At 34.5% G+C, this 19,541-nt stretch carries 17 protein-coding genes; 14 read left to right on the top strand and 3 right to left on the bottom strand.

The annotated features are described in order from the left end of the window. Positions 1-9 precede the first annotated feature (9 nt). Together C8N37_RS10040 and C8N37_RS10045 are read left to right on the top strand one after the other, a co-directional pair. Positions 10-189 (top strand): type II toxin-antitoxin system HicA family toxin, encoded by a 180-nt coding sequence (locus tag C8N37_RS10040; protein WP_186812828.1) that lies wholly within the window; start codon positions 10-12, stop codon positions 187-189. Positions 190-227: 38 nt separating this feature from the next. Then, entirely contained in the window at positions 228-629 is a 402-nt protein-coding gene (locus C8N37_RS10045) for a type II toxin-antitoxin system HicB family antitoxin (RefSeq protein ID WP_108159058.1), read from the top strand. A 122-nt stretch (positions 630-751) separates the two neighbouring features. On the opposite strand, the gene C8N37_RS10050 is transcribed toward C8N37_RS10045, so the two are convergent. Continuing rightward, a complete protein-coding gene (locus tag C8N37_RS10050; RefSeq protein WP_108158786.1) occupies positions 752-1,465 on the bottom strand; it encodes a hypothetical protein in 714 nt (237 codons plus the stop codon). An 83-nt stretch (positions 1,466-1,548) separates the two neighbouring features. Here C8N37_RS10050 and C8N37_RS22785 point away from each other — a divergent pair, with 83 nt between their 5' ends. The 9 genes from C8N37_RS22785 (at position 1,549) to C8N37_RS10095 (ending at position 12,051) form a co-directional block, all read left to right on the top strand. After that, positions 1,549-1,719: a hypothetical protein gene (locus tag C8N37_RS22785; RefSeq protein ID WP_170114506.1), complete on the top strand. Its 171-nt coding sequence runs from the start codon at positions 1,549-1,551 to the stop codon at positions 1,717-1,719. A gap of 70 nt (positions 1,720-1,789) precedes the next feature. Further along, entirely contained in the window at positions 1,790-2,575 is a 786-nt protein-coding gene (locus C8N37_RS10060; RefSeq protein ID WP_146171050.1) for a hypothetical protein, read from the top strand. Between the two features lie 1,247 nt (positions 2,576-3,822). After that, on the top strand, positions 3,823-5,037 hold the full coding sequence (locus tag C8N37_RS10065) for a DNA adenine methylase (protein WP_108158789.1): 1,215 nt from the start codon (positions 3,823-3,825) through the stop codon (positions 5,035-5,037). Then, on the top strand, positions 5,021-6,790 hold the full coding sequence (locus C8N37_RS10070) for an AAA family ATPase (protein ID WP_170114507.1): 1,770 nt from the start codon (positions 5,021-5,023) through the stop codon (positions 6,788-6,790). Before C8N37_RS10065 ends, C8N37_RS10070 begins: the two co-directional genes overlap by 17 nt. After that, positions 6,774-7,601, top strand: coding sequence for an HNH endonuclease (locus tag C8N37_RS10075; protein WP_108158791.1), 828 nt, complete (start codon positions 6,774-6,776; stop codon positions 7,599-7,601). The genes C8N37_RS10070 and C8N37_RS10075 overlap by 17 nt, the downstream gene beginning before the upstream one ends. 159 nt (positions 7,602-7,760) lie before the next feature. Further along, entirely contained in the window at positions 7,761-9,275 is a 1,515-nt protein-coding gene (locus C8N37_RS10080; protein WP_108158792.1) for an ATP-binding protein, read from the top strand. After that, complete coding sequence (locus C8N37_RS10085) at positions 9,268-9,930, top strand: hypothetical protein (RefSeq protein WP_108158793.1); 663 nt, start codon at positions 9,268-9,270, stop codon at positions 9,928-9,930. Before C8N37_RS10080 ends, C8N37_RS10085 begins: the two co-directional genes overlap by 8 nt. Then, the gene (locus C8N37_RS10090) at positions 9,917-11,014 is read left to right on the top strand and encodes a hypothetical protein (protein WP_108158794.1); all 1,098 of its coding nucleotides are present in this window, start codon (positions 9,917-9,919) and stop codon (positions 11,012-11,014) included. The genes C8N37_RS10085 and C8N37_RS10090 overlap by 14 nt, the downstream gene beginning before the upstream one ends. A gap of 167 nt (positions 11,015-11,181) precedes the next feature. Next, the gene (locus tag C8N37_RS10095; RefSeq protein WP_108158795.1) at positions 11,182-12,051 is read left to right on the top strand and encodes a nucleotidyltransferase domain-containing protein; all 870 of its coding nucleotides are present in this window, start codon (positions 11,182-11,184) and stop codon (positions 12,049-12,051) included. Here C8N37_RS10095 and C8N37_RS10100 read toward each other — a convergent pair whose 3' ends face one another. After that, positions 12,052-12,297: a helix-turn-helix domain-containing protein gene (locus C8N37_RS10100; RefSeq protein WP_108158796.1), complete on the bottom strand. Its 246-nt coding sequence runs from the start codon at positions 12,295-12,297 to the stop codon at positions 12,052-12,054. A 686-nt stretch (positions 12,298-12,983) separates the two neighbouring features. Here C8N37_RS10100 and C8N37_RS10110 point away from each other — a divergent pair. From C8N37_RS10110 to C8N37_RS10120, 3 genes are read left to right on the top strand one after another with little or no spacing between them, the layout of a single operon-like run. Then, the gene (locus C8N37_RS10110) at positions 12,984-16,541 is read left to right on the top strand and encodes a SusC/RagA family TonB-linked outer membrane protein (protein WP_108158798.1); all 3,558 of its coding nucleotides are present in this window, start codon (positions 12,984-12,986) and stop codon (positions 16,539-16,541) included. A gap of 11 nt (positions 16,542-16,552) precedes the next feature. Then, positions 16,553-17,911 carry a RagB/SusD family nutrient uptake outer membrane protein gene (locus C8N37_RS10115; RefSeq protein WP_108158799.1) on the top strand — a complete coding sequence of 453 codons (1,359 nt, stop codon included), beginning with the start codon at positions 16,553-16,555 and terminating at the stop codon, positions 17,909-17,911. A gap of 14 nt (positions 17,912-17,925) precedes the next feature. Further along, positions 17,926-19,191 carry a TlpA family protein disulfide reductase gene (locus C8N37_RS10120; RefSeq protein WP_108158800.1) on the top strand — a complete coding sequence of 422 codons (1,266 nt, stop codon included), beginning with the start codon at positions 17,926-17,928 and terminating at the stop codon, positions 19,189-19,191. Positions 19,192-19,267: 76 nt separating this feature from the next. On the opposite strand, the gene C8N37_RS10125 is transcribed toward C8N37_RS10120, so the two are convergent. After that, a complete protein-coding gene (locus C8N37_RS10125) occupies positions 19,268-19,510 on the bottom strand; it encodes a hypothetical protein (protein ID WP_094772373.1) in 243 nt (80 codons plus the stop codon). Positions 19,511-19,541: the final 31 nt, after the last annotated feature.

Below are 19,541 nucleotides of genomic sequence, written 5' to 3' on the forward strand. Positions count from 1 at the left end.
TGTTTCAATATGAAATCAAGTGAATTCCACAAGATTTTGCGAAAAAGTGGCTGGAACCATATCCGCACGAGTGGATCTCACTACATTTATGAGAAGGAGGGTAGAACATACCCAGTTCCATATCATGGAAGTAAAGAAATTGGAGAAGGTCTTCGCAAGAAAATCATGAAGGATCTGCGGCTTAAATAAGCCCTAGATTCTAAATGAAAACAGAAAGGAGCAAAAATATGAAAACCTTAAAAATTGTTATTGAACGTAGTGAAGATATGTTTAGTGCATATGCAGAGAATGCAGAAGGCATCTATGGCGGAGGGGATACTGTCGAAGAGGCAAAACAATCCATTTTAGATGCTATTAAAATCATAACTGAAGAGTTTACTTCAGAGAATATACCTTCCATTCTAAAAGGAAAATACCATATTGTGTATCACTTCGATGCAGAGAGTTTTCTTACCTATTACAAGGGGATCTTTACCAATGCTGCTTTAGAGAAGATTACAGGCATTAATCAGCGTCAGCTGCAACATTACTCCTCTGGCTTAAAAAAGCCTCGACAGCCGCAGCTTAAGAAGATTGAGGATGGGTTACATCGTCTTGCGGCAGAGCTTCAGGCGGTGGAGTTGGTGTAGAAATGTCATCGATAATTTAATCTATGCTTTTGATTTAGCAAGGTTTTCATCGCTTTTATCAAGAGTGGATTGTTTAAAAATGCTCTTCTTTCCATATCGCTTTGATGGATAATAGTTCATCCTTATTCTTCTGTCAGGAAGCTACGTAGCGTTTCTTTATTTATATTTTTAGATAAACTTCTGATTAATTGTCCTCTGGTATTCAATAATATAAATGCAGGTATTTTCTTAGAACCTAGATAATGAATTTGAATTTTTTCGCCACGTTTACCTACTGTCATATTGGTTCCCTTATCTTCATTTTGGCTCGGAGAGTTTTCGATTTTAGTTTTATCGTCAGTGTATAAGGTAACAAACATGAATTTATCGTAAAGTAATTCATTTATTTGCATATCGTTAAATAACGAGACTTCTAGTTTTCTACTATCCACATGCCCCCAACCTGTAAAATAGATCACGACATTTCTATTAATTCTTTCAGCTTCCTTAAGAATTTCGGGAAGCGCCATATAATAATACTTATCTGATAAAATTTCATTTTTACGTTTAGTATTAATTTTGACATTTTCCCGTGCTGTACCCGTAGTTTTTTCGAGTTGTTCGTGCTCAAAATTTTTAAAAAGGCTCCAAGCTTCAAAATATGAGTTATCATTTGATAAATTATCTTTTAGATAGCTATGAAAGCGCTGTACTTCGTTCGAATCCAACGGAATTTGTAAAAGAAGCTCTTGAGCTGATACCCAATCATTGAGGTCAACACTTTTACTTTTAAGGATTTTTGATGCATGGTGTGACCTTCTTAATAAAGGGAATTCGCTAGAATTTTGAAATTCCATCACTATGTTAAAGATATCTTGATAGGTTGTTATTTTGTTACTATAAGGGTATCAGGATTGATGCAGGCACTACCATGGATGATATGCAACGTCTGTTTCCGACAGCCGTAAAAGGTAGGTTGGGCATGGACAAAGAAGGAAAACTGTGGGTCATACAGTTGAAAGAGGATGAAAATGGCAGCTCCGATGGGCATATCAAAATATTTTTTAAGAATGGAAGGGTATATTTTATGCACTGGTGGTTTCCTTGCTAGAACGTAAGGGTGGCACATGAAATAACCGATGGATATTTAAAAGGAACCAGCTATTAAAATTTCAATGCACATGAGAAGTAAGTTTTTGAAAAAAATATCAGTAATTGTTTTTCTGTCCATAGTGGTGCTATCCTGTGATCAGAAAGGAACAACAAACCGTGGTGTCCCATCCAAAGCAAGGCAAGTATCTGTCGCAAATGAAGGGCCGGCACCCCTTAAGTCCAGACCACAAACAATTGACTTGGCAATAGAAAAAATAAGTAGTGCAAAATTCCTTTCTGCAAAACAAAGTGCTAAAGTAAATATCCCTTTGGAGAAGATTACAGATTTGAAGATCGTTCAGGAAAAATTGGCAGGAATCGTAGAATTTGAAGAGCACGGAAATTACCTGGGTATAAAAAAGATTAATTTCAGGAATGGTCATTCTGTCCAAAATGAGGTTGACCTCAGTGAATGTGCTTTCGTTTCATACTTTCCTTCCGAGGACGTTTTGCTGTTGGAATGCGGCCACACCATGGATGTAAGCTTTGATCTGTCCACAGGACAGACTACCTATGAGATAGGAAATCTCAACTTTGTAACCATATCACCATCTGGAAAATACAGATTGAACAAGGTATTCGAAGGGCAGGAATGCTACAGCCATTTTATTCAGGTAAGGGAGAATGGAAAATTTAAAAAGATCGCCGAGCTCAATGATTTCTTTGTAAAGAAAACCGGCAAATGGCTTTGCGTAATAGAGCAGGAATTTTGGTCAGACGATTCTACTCTTTATTTTGGGCTGTTGACCGCATATAAAGAAGAAGGCAATGAATATGAATTTTACAGAGTAAACATGACCAATGGTAGTAATTAAGTACAAGAGCATGCGATTATTTATTTTTTATTGGTGTATGTAGTCCTGATAACGGAAAGTACGAGACTGTAACGTAAACTATATCAACGGAATAATTTAACAAGATCTTTTATATTTAATTATTCAAACGACATGGTCATGAAAGAAAAGACCTCATTCGATTTTTCGTTCGTGTTTGTTTTTAAAGGAACTCAAGAGGGTTTCGCCGTTTTGAACGTTTTAAAGTGGAAGCTATGTAAAATCTTTAAGATTAGAAGAGTCTAATATTCCAATATCAGTGTTTTGGTGCCTTTAATTTAGCATTTATTATATTCAATGATTCACGACGAGCCAGAGAGAGAACAACCTGCAAGTGAATAAACCTTCTTGGAATCACAACCGCCGTAATGGTAAGAGAAAGAAAACAGTTGGAGGTCTGAACACAAGACCTTTATTCTGCCAACTAATCGTTAATTTCAGGTTTATTTAGAAGAAAATAATTTCAATGCCATTGGTGTAATACCGGTATTCAAATTGAAAGATATTTTACGATATCATATTGTAAAAGCTTTTGTGAATAATTCTTTCTTTTTGTATTCAAGATAAGAAAAACCGACAGGTTTTGAATGAAGAAGTATACCATTTTTTGATATAGCAAGGCTTCCTATAAACTTATTATTTTACTCGAGTAAAGTAAATTTAAGAATCACGTATTTGGGACAAGGTATTTGGCGCATAGTAGTCATCCGGAATCAAAATAAATCCGAAGTAATTAGTAATTTTTTTACATTTTTTTGGTTGTTTTATATATTTGATCTCCTTTTTTATTAGATTATAGTACGTGAAGGCTTAATATCTAATTATTTTAAAGCAAGAGTCTTAAGTTTTTGTGCTTTAGAAAATTCTAGAAATTGGTAGAATATTGTAAGCATTAAAGTTAAACCTGTAATTACTATATATGTACTGGTAAATTTTATTTATCTTTAATACTGATTGAAATAATAAAAAATGTAATAAAATACTTAGCTAATATTGTTAGTAATTATTGTAACTTTGTTTGAAGAGGCAACTTAAATTGGAAAATATTGAAACAAATTTTTAACACTTAATTACATTTTGCCTTTAATTTACCTTAATAACGCAATTTAAAGGTTCGGTAAACATTGAAGTTTATGTTTTATTTACAAATCTACTGAAAGAATATGTTAGTTTTTCTTGAAAAATAAAACTAGCAAAGCCATTAATTTGTCTTAATTTCGTTCCTATAAATGAGTATACAAGAAATTGCAACAGAAGTTGAAGTTAAAGCTAAGATCCCACATATTTTGAAGTACATGGGTTCCAAAAGGGAAATATTGGGGTTTGTCCAAGAAGCTATAGAAGCGTTGGATGTAAAAGCAGAATGGTTTTGTGATCTCTTTTCTGGCACCAGCGTCGTAGCGGGCACTTTTAAAAATAAATATAATGTAATGGCGAATGATGTACAGATGTACTCCGCTATATTTTCAAATACATATTTGTCAGATCTGAATGGAAACTTTTCTATTGAAGATTTGGATATGGTTCTCCAAGAAGCGTTATCATATAGAAATGAATTTTTAAAAATTCACAGTGAATTATCATTTAAGTATTTAGAAGACATCACTTATGAGAAATTCGACTGGATAGAGAATCAGCAGAGGAAATTGATTGATCATGAATTTAAAATAGGATTTCATTTATTTGCAAAATATTTTTCAGGTACATATTGGTCTTATGAACAGTGTGTATGGATCGATTCTTTTCGTGCCGTTGCTGAGAAATATAAAGGGAGTTCATTATATTATGTTATACTATCATCATTAATTTTTGGCATGTCTTATATGTCACAAAGTACTGGTCATTATGCTCAATATCGGGATTTAACGGATTCTAATTTTAATGATATTCTATCATATCGTAAGCGTGATATTATACCCTATTTTAAGAGAAAGTTTACGGAATTGATAACAATGATCAATGGTACTAAGAATAGGAAATATCTAGTAACTACCATGGATTATTTAGATTGCTTGCGAATTATACCAGAAGGGACAATTGTTTATGCAGATCCACCCTATCAATCAGTTCATTATTCGAGATTCTATCACGCTTTAGAAACTTTAGTTCGTTATGACTACCCAACAGTAAAATATAAAGGTCGTTATAGAGAAGATCGGCATCAATCACCTTTTTGTTTAAAGACCAAAGTTGAGGATGCTTTTATAAATATGTTTAAAGCTGTTAAGGCTCGTAAAGCACATATTAGTTTAAGCTACGCCGATACGGGGATGATTTCTAAAGAAAAAATCACTAAATTAGGAGAAGAGATATTTGGATCAGGATATAAAGTTCAGATATTAAGTAAAAGCCATGTTCATAGCAAGATGGGGAGAAGTGATGAAAAGGAACATGATGTTGAAGAATATATTATTAATTTCCGAAGAAATGGCAACACAGCCTAGTTTTGATTTAAGTAAATTAACTACTTCGTGGACTAAATTTGACATAGTTCAGGTTTTAGATATATTGTTTGATAAGGAAACTTTGATAAGTTATGTTAATCAAGATTCTAAGTTAAATACCGCTATTTTAAAATCATTTTTGGGAGTTGATTCTTTAGATGACGAAATTCCTGATTATTGGTTTGAAATTCTTAAATATCCAAACGAAAAACGTTTGTTTGGTCTTTTTGCTTTAATTCTTACTCATCACAAAGTATTAAATATATTTAGGGACTCTGCAGTGAGTCCTATGATTGGTGAATTCAATGTGGAAGAGGGTAAGATGTATACTAATATACGTAGTTGTTTAGTTGAGTCTGGAGCATCAAAGCCTATTTTTAGACGAAAAGAAAAGGTTCCTTATGATTTTACGACGATTTTGTTAAATAAAAACGTTGGTAATATTTTTAGAAATGTTATTATTGAACGGCTTAATCGAATCTCGACTTTTAAGATAGACTATACTAATTACATAAGCTTAATTGATGAACTTAAATTATATGAAACTTTCAGCTGTGATCGAGATTACTTCTTATCCTGGTTAGAAAGTTATGAAGCAACAAAAGTTAATGTAAAAAAGGATTTTCCCTATATAAAAAATGTGCAAATTCAAAATTTTTATAGTATAGTGGATCCCATTCATCTGGATTTTGGATCGTCAAAAGAGATTTATTTTGTTGGTGAAAATGGAGATGGAAAATCTTTAATACTAATGGCTTTATATCTTGCATTTAACAAAGATTTCGTACTAGAGCAAACTGATCAAGAGAGAACCGGGAAAATTAGGGAAATTTTAAAAGATAACCCATCGCTAATTTTAAGTGGAATGGATTCAAATGGTGAAGATCGATATTTAAAAAATATTTTTGCTTATGGAACACATCGAGGAAGATCCACTAATGATAATTTTGAACAGTACGGCTTTATGTCGTTATTTGATTCTAATGAAATGTTAATAAGTCCAGAGAAATGGCTTAAAGACCAATTATTCCTCGAGCTTCAAAATGAAAAAGGTATATATGCATCCATTGATATGGTTAAAGATATCATTTTTGATATTTTGGAAAAAAATGTAAGAGTAGTCTTTGAAGGTACGGATTTATATTTCTTTGAAAAAGGGAGGAGATTAAAGTTTGAACAATTATCTGAAGGTTACAAAAGTGTAACAGTTTTTGTTATTGATTTGTTATATAGATTGCAGAAACTTGTCACAACGAATGAAGATATTTTTAAAATACCAGCAGTAGTAATTGTAGATGAGATCGATTTACATCTACATCCTAAATGGAAGAAGGTTATTGTTCGGAAATTAAGAGATATTTTTAAAAATATTCAATTTATTTTTACAACACATAGTCCAAGTATTATTCAAGGAGCTTCGGAAGATTCCGTCATATTCAAAGTATATAGAAATCAAGAGGATGGAATAACTAGAGTTACTGATACATACTTTCGTAAAGATCTTAATTACATGATGCTGAACACGCTCGTCACATCATCTTTATTTGGATTAGAATCGGCTCGGCTTGATAGTAAGAATGACACAGCAGATACCAGTGATTCATATTTGTTACACCGAATTAACTTGAAGTTAGATGAAAGGTTAGCTCTACAAAGAAAAGAAGGAAAAAAATTCATCAGTGACGAAGAAATTGATGACTTAATTAATCTAATCATGAATGAGGAGTTAGATAGAAATGATAAAACTGAATAAAGATCTTACCATCTTACCTGTGTCATTAATACCCCCGTATTTAGAGTTTTTTAAGGATAGAGTTGGTAGGAAAGTAATCCCCATTCCAGGTCCATCTAAGACTACACATCAAAGACGAACTGAATTGATTGAAAAAGGAAGTTATATCGACACGGATGTATATAATACACGATACAAACTAACAGATATTAAGACAGCTCTAAGGTTAATTTATAATAATAAATGTGCATTTTGTGAACAAATAATTGAACAATATCACGTAGAGCATTATAGACCAAAATCAATTTATTATTGGTTGGCATATTCATGGGACAATTTATTAATGGCTTGTTCTCTATGCAATGAATATAAAGGGAATAACTTTGAATTAGATGGTGCTAAAGTCAGCTTTGTTAATAATGATAATAATCTAAAGGCTATAAATATTTTGTCTGCAAATTATGATCTCAAGGAGTTTCCACAACTAGTTAATCCTGAGGTAACTGATCCTGAAGGAAAAATTGTCTTTAATCAGAAAGGTGAAATATCTTCAGAAGATAAGAGATTTAAATACACTATTTCAATATGTAAAGTGGATAGAGAAATCCTTAATGATTGGCGAAGAGGCATATTAGATCGATTCAGAGAAAATGTCCGCGATGCGTTATTAAATAATGAGAGCATTAGTGATCAATTAGTTGCACTTAAAACAAATTTAAATAATTTTAAGTCAGATTCTGAAAATCCAAAATTAGAATATTTGGCATTTAGGAGATTCGCGATCAGTAACAATTGGTTAAATACCATTATAAAAGAGTTAAAAGTTGGTTAATACTTGTGTGTTTTATTTTCTGTTTTTACAAAAATAGAAGATAGTTTACTAGTTTAATTAGTTATAACTTATTTGATTGTTTAGAATGTCTGATAATTGCGGGCTACTATTCAGATTTTTTAAGTAATATTGACAATGACCTGATTGATTTTCAATTATATGACAAAGTTTCAAATAGACCTTAATGTTGGCAATCGCTTTTGGACTCCTAAAGGTTTAGGAGCAATGGGTATGGAGCCAACTCAGGCACTTGCTGAATTAGTAGCAAACTCACTTGACTGGCGAATCGAAGATGATAATATAAAACCCCTGATTCAAATCATTATTTCTAAAAATTCGATAGAAGTAAAGGATAATGGCTTCGGAATGAAATCAGACGAGCTCCAAAATGCCATACAAGTATCAGTCGCAAATGAAAATTTGCGGACATCACTCCGGGTAAGAAAAGGAATGTTTGGAATGGGAATGAAAGTTGCTTGCTTAAGCTTAGGATGGAAAATCACTTTTCATACTCGTTCGAAATTAGAAGAAGGTATTGAAAATACATTTATTTTAAATACACGTGAGCTTGATTCTGATGGAATAACTAATAACTATAGAAAAAATATAAATGGTGAATCTTTGCCTAATCTTTTCGATAGTCCCTTAGGTGATTGGAAATCAGGCACATCAATTTTAATTGAAGACTTAAGCCATCGTCCATTAACAGCTATTGCTGTAAGAGATTCTCTTCAAGAAATATTTAGTCCCGAAATATCTGTAGAAAATGTTCACATTCAAGTTATAGATAAAATAAGTGGACATGAATACGATTGTAAAAAGATTGATGTTCCAGTTTATTCTGAAAGTATTATTAATTTAGATGAACTTAATTTATTTATAGATGATGAAACAACTGGAAATCCTGTTCAAATTAAAGGCTGGCTTGGTTTAATGAAAACAAGTTCTTCGGGTCTTGGAAAATGGGGATTACATTTATTCAAAAATAACCAAGTAATAGAAAGATTTCATCAACTACCTAGTCGATTGGGAGGATTAATGCCTAAAAATCCACACCCAAAATTTGGTAGAACTTATGGAGAAATACATTTAGATATGTGTGTCCCTTCATTTCATAAAGTTGGTTTTGACTATTCAAAAAAGAGTTGGATAAAAGTTGCTGAAATTTTAGAGAGTTCAATTGCGACTATTATGCAGGCATCTGAAGAGTTTAAATCAGGAGATCATGAAAAGGTAAAAGAAACAATCAAAAAAGTACAAAAGAATAAAAAAGCTATTAAAAAAGTTCTCTCTAATATTATTTCAGGGAGCACGGAAAAACTGGAAGTTCCAGAGAATGCGGTTATACTTACTACAGGAGAGTGGTTTATAATAGTAAATCCCATTATAGATAAATTAGGCGAAAACGAAAGAAATAAGCCTTGGATTTATCATTTTAGAAAACAATCAAGAGAATTAGCAATTATTATAAATGAAGAAAGTCCTATTCATAAAAATTTAATTAATGGAAATAGTGATGATAATACTATTTCTCTATTATTGTCCTGGGCTATATCAGATTGTATTTTACTATTATTATGTGAAGAGTTTGATTATAAGTTAAAAGATGCTGTTGCTTTCCGAGATGAGCAACTAATATGGTTAACCTCTCAAAAAGGAGGTAGTAATGAATGATAAATTAAAATTATTAGATTTATCTATACCTCTTCAACAGCGATATGATTGTTTTTTAATTTGGTTATCATCAAAAAATCATGTTGTAATTGAATTCATGGCTCAAGATCTTGGATTAACAGTAAGTGAAGTTGATGTTTATAATGGATTAGGTGAATTAGAAGATGATGAGTTTGCCGCTATAGATAAGACAGGTTTTGATATCGGGCTTCTTTTTATTGTCTTGAGAGCTCCTGAAAAAGTAAGAAGGCTTATGTATAAGCGTTCTGATGAAATATTAAAATCATCACAACCATTAACTCTTTTGAAAGAAATTGTTGATGAAAATAGTGATTATACAGGTATTGAAGAATTGGTAAAACTTATTTCTGGAAATTGTTGGAAATCTATAGCTAGTTATTTAAAACAAAGAAATATTGATAGAAACACACTATCTGTTAAATTAAGAAGTATGTTGATGGGAGTAGGAAATAGTATTAATTTAAAAAAGCAAATTTCGGATGCTCAATTAGCTTGGATTATTAGAGCAATTCAATTTGACCATTCTGAATCTAGTGGCGTTTTTACAAATGAAATCCTTGAAAAGGACTTTAATGATGACTATCAAATATTCATTAAAATTCATGAACATATAGAAAAATATGACACAGACTAATGCAGATATTTTTAATAATATTGTTTTTAATCTTCCCAAAAAGAGAGATGAAAATAGTGTAGATATATTTTTAGAAAATACCTATAATGATTATTTAAACGAGATTAAAAAATTTGGGGGTGATTTACAAATCCAGTTAAAAACTCTAATACCATTTATCGAAAACCAAATCACTCTCATTAAGGAAAGTCTTACCTCTTACTTACAAGGTTCCCCCTCCATTGCGTTTGATATCTTATCGAGAGCACTAAACTTATTGGATATTAATGATTATTTACCAATACAAAAGATGGATTTAGATACTTTTAATCCTACTTTTTACCGTTTGAGAATCTCTGACAGTAAAACATTAGATATTGGTCAATTATTTCACATTCCATTCGAAATTAGAGAAAAAGTATCCACTCAACGATATAGTATTCCAGGATTCCCATGTCTATATCTTGGTGATTCTATATTTGTCTGTTGGGAAGAACTCGGAAGACCTGATTTAAATACATTTTATGCTTCTAGGTTTGATCTTTCTCAATCAAAACTGAAATTTTTATTTTTCGATACTTTTCCAAATGAAGTGAAAAAAAAATGTTTTCCGAAAAAAAATCATGAAGGAAAATTATTTAATCTACTCCTTCCATATCTTTGTTATTGGCCACTTTTAGCAGCTTGTTCTTTAATGGTAAAAAAACCTAATGAAGTATTTAAGCCTGAGTATATAATTCCTCAATTACTATTGCAATGGGTGGTTTCTGTTCAAAAAGTAGATGGAGTAGTTTATAAATCAAATAGAATAAAAGAATCTAAACATGCTATGGGTACTTTTCGTAATGTAGTGATACCTGTAAAAACAAATGAGCCAAATGGCATCTGTCCTCAATTAAAGAAGAAAATTAAACTTACTAACCCAATATCATATCAGCTCCTTATAATCTCTGGAAATAAGGCATCACCGATACCTGTCAGAAATAACGATCTACATAGGGTAATGTTTGTAGAAATAATTGAAGGAGAAAAATCTGTCTATTCTGATACAATTTTTGGACAACTTGAAAGTAAATTGGGAAGTTTACCCGCAAAATATATTTAGTATTTTCTTACATTGTCATTTGGGAACTATCTAATTATTAAATCTAACTAAGTCACTCAATAAGTGATAAAACCTTTTAAAAGTATAAAGCGGATTAGATATTAAAAAAAAGTTTTCCTTATCTCTATTATTTGCCTTTTCGAGTTACTTATTCGTATCTTTAAACTATGAATTCCCAATTACCAGTAACACTTCCGGAGCATAAAATAAAAGAGGTACAGTCCATCAAAGCGATCATCACTGAGTTCGTGGATCCTGATATGATTATCTTGTATGGTAGCTACGCTAGGGGAGAGTTCAAGGATCAGGTGTACATCAAAAATGGCATCAGGTACTTTTACATCAGTGACTATGATATTATTGTCGTTACTAACAAGACAAATATCAAGGAGTATGAACTCGCTAATGAATTAGAAAAGCGCATTTCTGCACGTCCGGATATCAATTTCTTTATGTATGATATCAAATACCTAAATCAGGAGTTGGTAACGGGTAACTTCTTCTTTGTGCCAGTTTATTTTGAAGGAGTGATGCTGTATGATAATGGGAAGAGTCAATTATGCACACCAAAACCGCTTTCTATTGACCAGATTCGAAAGAATATTACTGAGTATTACGATTTTTGGATGGGTAATGCTGAGACATTTTTTGCACATTTTCATTTTGATTATGAATTAATGCTACAGGGGAAATCGAGAGCTGGTTTAAATGCTTGGTTTTTGTTCCAAACTGTCGAGTCTATTTATAGTACATTGCAATTAGTATTTATAGGTATTAAACCCAAGCTTCATAATCTTTATAAATATCGTCGTTCGGTTAGCAGTATATCGGAAGAATTGAATGCTATATTCCCCGATGTTCAAGAAGGTAATGAGAGAAGGCTTTTCGATTTACTAAACAGAGCATACATCAGTGGTAAATATAAAATCGATTTCGAGGTTGATATAGAAGACCTTAAAGAAATAAGTTCTCGTCTAGGGGAGATGATTGAGGTAACACATCGACTCTGTACCGATAGGATACAAAGTTTTAAATAACTAATCTTCGAAGTTTACTAATTCGGATAAACTAATATCCAAGGCTAAGGCTAAAGATTTTAAGGTTAATAAAGAAGGAGATGATTCTCCTTTTTCTATTTTGTGAATATGGCTGTGGTCGACACCAGACATCTGGTCAAGTCTACGTAAGCTGATTCTTTTCCCTTTTCTAAATTTATTCCCTTCTCTAATAGCTTTAAGGTGTATGCCAAAATTTTTAGAGAATTTTATTTTATCAAGCTCCATTCTCAAAAGACAAAAAAAAAGTAAAATATTTTGTAGTGTTATTTGAGTACATAGTTTTTATTTACTATATTTGAATCAACAATTATAAATGCTGTATAATTCCTTATTCTGATGCCTGAAGAACAACAGAAATAGAGGGAAATATGAACAATAATAATTTTACACTTTTTAATAAGTATCTCTTTAATTCTCGAGACGGTTCTTCAGTGCTCAGAATTGAGATAAAAGACACCTCTGTTTTAAAAGGTGACTTTATGTCTGTCCAATTCAATTTGAGTTGGATAGACTTTTTCTGTTTTATAAAACCACCCCCTGTATAACGATATATCATTTAATCTTGAATCCTTAATTTGATGCTCCAAAAAGATTGTAATTTAAGTATTTGTGCATAGAAAATATGCAACTGCATATTACATAAGATATATTCACTTGTATTTGAGATAATTAGAAAATAAAGATGTATCAAAAAACTGTAAGGATACTCAAGTTCCCACCTTGAATTGGCTGAGTAAAGTCACTATGATGACTATCCATTCAAAGTGCAATCACGAAGACCAAATATAACCTTGATGATAACAGTATAATTGCATTTTTCAAATCTTATTTTTTAACTATTGAATGGTTGAGCAGGGAGCTTATTGCGTGAGTTCTAGCACTCGCTTTACCTTCAATGTAATCTAAAAAAAATGCAAAAAACTTGCAATAGGGAGAGCTATGTGCTATCCCGAAGGGTAAATACTGTCCTAATTCGAGCGTTATTTTTTGGTCTTCCATCTAAAACAAACCAAAAAATAAACACATTGAAAAGTTCTATACTAAAAATTGGAAACCTCAGGAAGGGTTCTTCTCAACAAGAGGATCATCAACCTATGGTTTCATCGCTAAAAGCATCTTGGAACCAAGTAGTACTTTGCTATTTGCTTGCTCCAATGTTACATGCCTTTAATCTGATCTTCTGCTTATTAAAGGCACTTAAAGTAATTGCGATACCATGCATCATGGTTATTGCAGTGTTTTATAATTTATGTTTATCAGCTCAGACACCCCGCAAGGACAGCGGGGTGAACGGGCAAAGAAAATATAAACTCGAAGGACAGGTCATATCCGCTGCTGAGGGCACACCCATGCAGGGTGTATCTATCTATATCGAAAACGAAAACCTACAGATTACAACATCTAAGAATGGAACTTTTGAATTGACAGTAAGAAATCAAAGAGGCAAGATCAAATTCTCCTACATAGGTTACAAAAGCCAAGAAATCAATTATACCTCAGGAGTATCGTTAGTAGTGAAATTGATACCTGAAGATTACAAACTCGAAGAAGTGGAGGTGGTATCAACCGGATACCAGAAAATCCCGAAAGAGCGTGCAACAGGGAGTTTCGAGTTTGTCGACAATAAACTCTTCAATCGTAAGGTCTCGACAGACTTTGTAAGTAGGCTAGAAGACGTAGTGCCGGGGATATCATCTTCCAAAGTTTTCCCCAATAATAAGGGATCATTACTGAATATTAATATAAGAGGTGAAAGTACGCTAAACTCCGATAGATGGCCTTTACTGGTTATTGATGGTGTGCCCTATGAAAATAAATTTGCAGATGGTGGATTTGGTACGTTCAATAATATCAACCCAAATGATATTGAAAATGTAACTGTTTTAAAAGATGCGGCAGCGGCTTCGATCTGGGGAGCAAAGGCCGGAAATGGTGTGATCGTGATCACAACAAAAAAGGGGAAATTCAATGAAAAAACGAATATAGATGTCAATACCAATATCACGATAAAAGATAGACCTGACCTGTATGCTATTCCACAGATGGCTACCTCAGATTATATTGATCTGATGCAGTATTTTTTTGATAAGGGGAGGTACGATGCATATTTTGACGATTGGGGTACTAATCTGGAACCTGTTATCAAATTAATGAAACAGGAAAAGGATGGCAACATGACAGCGACGCAATTGAATGATGAATTAAATCGATTGAAAAAGATTGATATCAGAGATGATTTTAAAAAATATATCTATCGTAAAGCTGTCAACCAGCAATATAATGTACGATTAAATTCTGGAGGAGATCGGGTCAATACCTCGATTGGGCTGGGTGTTGACCAAAACAGAAATGAACTGGTGACTTCGGGTTTCCGACGTTTAAATTTAAATACGAATACCCAAATTAAAGCCACAGATAAGCTATTGCTTAATTTAGGGATCACCTATACAGAATCAAAAGCAACAGATAGCCAGATCCCTGTTGCCTATAACGCGCTTGGTAAGGGGATATCTAATTTTCCTTATATGGAGCTGGCGGATGCAGCTGGCAATCCACTTGCTGTTGATATTGCGGTGTTTAGTCAAGCTTTTAGAGATACAGTAGGGGCGGGTAGACTCCTGGATTGGAGTTATAATCCGCTAAAAGAACTTGATGATTCGAAGCGTTTACAGTTGAATCGGGATTTATTGGTCAATTTTTCTGGAACGTATGTATTGCCATTTGGTTTAAAACTGCATGGATTGTATGCTTATCAGCGAAATATCGGTCCGGTGTCAGAATGGAGGGGTATTGGAACATATAGCCAAAGGATGGATATCAATCAATTTGCGAGTTGGGATGATAAACAGGTGCGCTGGGGATTGCCAGTTGGTGATCAGTTATTGGAATCCACTTGGAATAGTTATACGCATCAGCTTCGCGGAACTGCTGAATATTCAAAAAAGTGGAACACACATCATGATTTAAGTTTACTGGCGGGGTATGATAGGAGAGAATTGGGCAGAGATCTGCGTGTATCCCAATACTTTGGCTATGATGCTGAAACAGGTTCTTTTCAATCGGTGCAATTTGGTAAAGAGGTACCTTACTTAAACGGATTATGGGGAACCAATTATTTGCCTGATCTCAATGGATTCGAAAAGCAACTTAACCGTTTTGTTTCCTATTATGGTAATGGAGCTTACACTTTTAAGGAAAGATATATAGTGAGTGCAAGTTTTAGAAAAGATGCCTCAAACTTGTTCGGAGTCAAAACCAATGATCGTGGTCAGCCATTCTGGTCTATTGGTGGCGCTTGGGTGATATCCAAAGAATCTTTTGCTAAAGCTAGTATCCTTGATTATTTAAAATTGAGGACGACATATGGCTATAGTGGTAATGTCAATAATACCGTATCTGCGTATCCGACTATGAGTATCCAGTCTTATGCAAATAGTGTGACGGGACAAAATTTTGCGATGATGACCAACCCGCCCAATCCGACTCTAAGATGGGAACGTGTGGCTACACTGAATCTAGGAATGGATTTCTCCTTTAAAGGAAATCGCTTTGGAGGAAGTATGGAGTATTATGATAAAAGGTCTAAAGACTTAATCGCTCCTACAGAGATAGACCCTAGTACAGGATTCACCTCACTGACGGTCAATGCCGCAAATCTTCATGGAAAAGGATGGGATATCGGGTTGCGCGGAAAACCGTTACAGACAGGTTTTTGGGAATGGAATAGTAACCTGGTTTTTTCCTATAACCGCACCAAAGTAACCAAGGCTTTCTTAAGATCTGATGTCGCCCAGAATAATGTAAGCCGATCATTCAGTTTTCAAAGAACACCCATAACGGGAATGGACCTGTACAGTTTATTGACCTATAAGTGGGCAGGACTAGACCCAGAAGATGGTACACCACGTGGTTATTTGGATGGTGAAATCTCAAAAGACTATGTCGCTATTGCAGGTGCAAAAGTGACAACATTAGAGAACCATGGTTCTCAGGTACCACTGTATTTTGGCTCTTTTAGAAATAGTATTCGATTTAAACAAGTTGAATTATCATGGAATATAGCTTATCAGTTAGGGCACAAATTCATCAGGCCAACATTTAGCAATGATGCGTTTCTGAACTATGGATCTGGTCATCCGGATTATCAATTGCGGTGGCAGAAACCGGGTGATGAGTTGGTGACCGATGTACCTGCTTTTACCTATCCTAATAATGCAAATGGCAGTAGGATGTACGTGAGTTCTGCCGCATTGGTTGAAAATGCAGGCCAGATCAAGCTGCGGGATATCCAATGCAGTTTGGAGCTGCCAGCAATGTCAAAATATGGTTTTAAAAGCTTTCGCATCTATAGTTATATACAGAACGTAGGTACGATATGGCGGGCAAATAAAAAAGGTATAGATCCTGAATTTGGAAGTTGGTATCCCGATCCATTGATGTGTTCACTTGGCTTAAATTTTAATCTTTAATTGCTTACCTGATGAAAAACTTATCTATACTAGGATTAGTGCTTATCGTGCTATCCTTGAGCTCCTGCAACAAATATCTGGATGAAAAGCCTGATATAAAAATGGTCATCCCGAAAACATTGGAAGATGCGACCTTATTAATGAATGATTATACCACTTTAAATGGTGGCTACCCCACTTATGGAGAGATAGGTACCGATGATTATTACCTGACTGCCGAAAGATGGAATGCATTGGTCAATCTGGACCAAAGAAATAGCTATGTATGGGCTGATGAGCCCTATGTCGATGCGCTACAGTGGCAAAGACCGTATCGGACGATATTTATCTCTAATCAGGTGCTCGAAATTCTTGGAAAACTTACAAAGGACCAAAACAGTGATGCATATAAACGCAATTTCGGGGCAGCATTGTTCTATCGTGCATTTGCCTTTCAATTATTGACAGAGTTGCATTGTAGTGCCTATGTAGAGGCAACTGCTCAGGCAGAGCTTGGGATTCCGCTTCGTTTAGATGCTGGAATTGACGATAAGTCGGTACGATCTTCTTTAAAAGAAACTTATCAACAGATTATAGCAGATTTTAAGAATGCTGCTATTTATCTACCTGTCGTGGAGCCGATCCGCGGTAGACCTTTTAAAGCATCTGCCTATGCAGGTCTAGCGCGTGCTTTCTTGAATATGGGCGATTTTCAACAGGCTTATCTTTATGCAGACTCTTGCTTGCAACTCCATGCGGAATTGATGGACTATAATATGCTCAAAGCAACTGATGCTTATCCTGTGCCCCGATTCAATGTGGAGGTGTTATTTTCTGCAAATCCAGCATCAGCTGCACCGATGGCTGCTACTACTGCTTTGATGGATCCGGAATTGGTCGGATCGTACGCTATGCACGACTTGCGAAAGGGTATTTTTTACCGAGTCAATACCAATCCTACAGGGACATATTTTTACAAAGGCAGCTATGATAAAGGGGCAGCGCTGTTCTACGGTATCACGAACAGTGAAGTTTATTTGATAAAAGCAGAAGCGGCATGTAGGACGAATAAGATTGACATTGCTCTTCTAGCCATCAATACGCTTCTCAAAACCAGATGGAATAAAGAAGTGGCATATATCCCTGTAACCGAAAATAACGCTGATCGATTGCTGAAAATCATCTTGGATGAAAGACGTAAAGAACTGGTCTTCCGCGGACGCAGATGGGCTGATTTAAAAAGATTGAACCTCGATCCTAGATTTCAAAAAACATTGATACGTACGGTGGGCGATCAAATTTATACCCTACCACCCAATAGTGCTAAATATGCTTACCGTCTTTCGGAGACCGTAATCAGACTGGCAGATATTCCACAAAATAATAGATAAAAAACAACTATATCATGAAGAAGAACATCACATTATTATTCGTATTTCTTAGTTTACTTTTTGCTAATGCGCACCTGTATGCGCAAAAAGAACAGCAGGTTGATTTTTCCAAAGCGCTAAAGATTGGCGATACTTTTATTCCACCACCGGCAGTAAAGCTGATGCGTGGAACGGACAAGTCATTTGACTGGAAGGCTTTAGAAGACAAGGTTGTACTCATTGATTTTTTTGACACGTTTTGTGGCACTTGCATACAGATCATGCCTAAATTACAGCAGCTTGAAAAAAAGCATGCAGATAAATTCAAAGTGATCACCGTTACTTGGCAGGATAAAGCAACTATCGAGAAGTTATTTGCAACGAACGAATATCTCAAGGAAAATAAAGTGAATTTACCGGTGGTCTATGATGATACCTATTTTAAAAGTATCTTTCCACATAAAGCAGCACCACATGAAATCTTGATCTACAAAGGTAAGGTGCACGCGATCACCAATAGTAACGGCATAACAGAAGAAAATATATTGAATTTACATGCAGGTCTGCCGATTAGTGTTCGGGTTAAAGATGACTATGCAACAGGCGATGTGCTCACACAGATGACAGGGCAGCAGAAGACAATAAAAGCGGGAACTATTTTTTCAGGTTATCAGGAAGGAGTAGAGGCGGAATCCTGGCGATTCAAACGCGATAGTATCACTGGCCTGTATAAAAGTTCATGCTATAATACGGGCATCATGCAAACTTTACGAGTATTGATATATAAGGCCAGATTAAAGGAATCATACATGCCCAGAATCGAGAGAGTTCATTGGAAGGTGAAAGATTCTACCAAGTACTATAATTTTAAAAATGAAGAAGGCTGGTGGAAAGAAAATGCCATCTGTTATGAACGCTACGATATTACAGAGCGGCCGGACTCGTTGCAGGCCTTGGTGATCATGCAAGATTTTCTTAGTTTTTATGGCGTCAAAATCTATCAGCAAAAAAGGAAAATAAAATGTTTGGTGCTGAAGCCTTGTCCTGTGGTACCTTATACTGCAGATCCAGATGCAAAAAAAATAACTTATGTCGGAACAAATGTACTCACAGGGTTTCTTGATCTTTCTGAAAAATTTCCTCCTGCTGTTGACCTGGTGAACGATAGGAAAATCGAAATTGAAATTGGGGACTATAATGATCTCGAAGGTATGAATGTACAGCTCGCAGCCTATGGTGTTAAAGGTGTTATAGAAGATGCTGAAATCAATGTTTTGGTTGTAGAAGAGTTGCATTACTAGTCTAAAATACAATAAGGGTATGGTTCTTTTCGACCATACCCTTTCTGAGTTTAGCTACCGCTTATATGTTGTCCAATTATTTAGATGTTGGACGAGCCTTTAATCTCACATTGGTCGTATTCACCTCATTTTGCAAAGCGTTTGCTATTTCTGCTTGAATAGCGCTTTCCAACTTTGGATTGTTAAAGCCATCATTCATATCCTGAATAGAACATAATGCTTCTGGTGCTCCTGGACACGATGGAGGAGTTGTTCCTGGTGACAATGTATAATGTGAAGATTGTGACGGGTCTGTTCCCGTAAAAATAAACCAAGCCATAATTGACAAGTTTTTAGTTATCATAAATAAG

This window comes from Sphingobacterium faecium, from assembly GCF_003054045.1.
In the GTDB taxonomy this organism is placed as follows: domain Bacteria; phylum Bacteroidota; class Bacteroidia; order Sphingobacteriales; family Sphingobacteriaceae; genus Sphingobacterium; species Sphingobacterium faecium.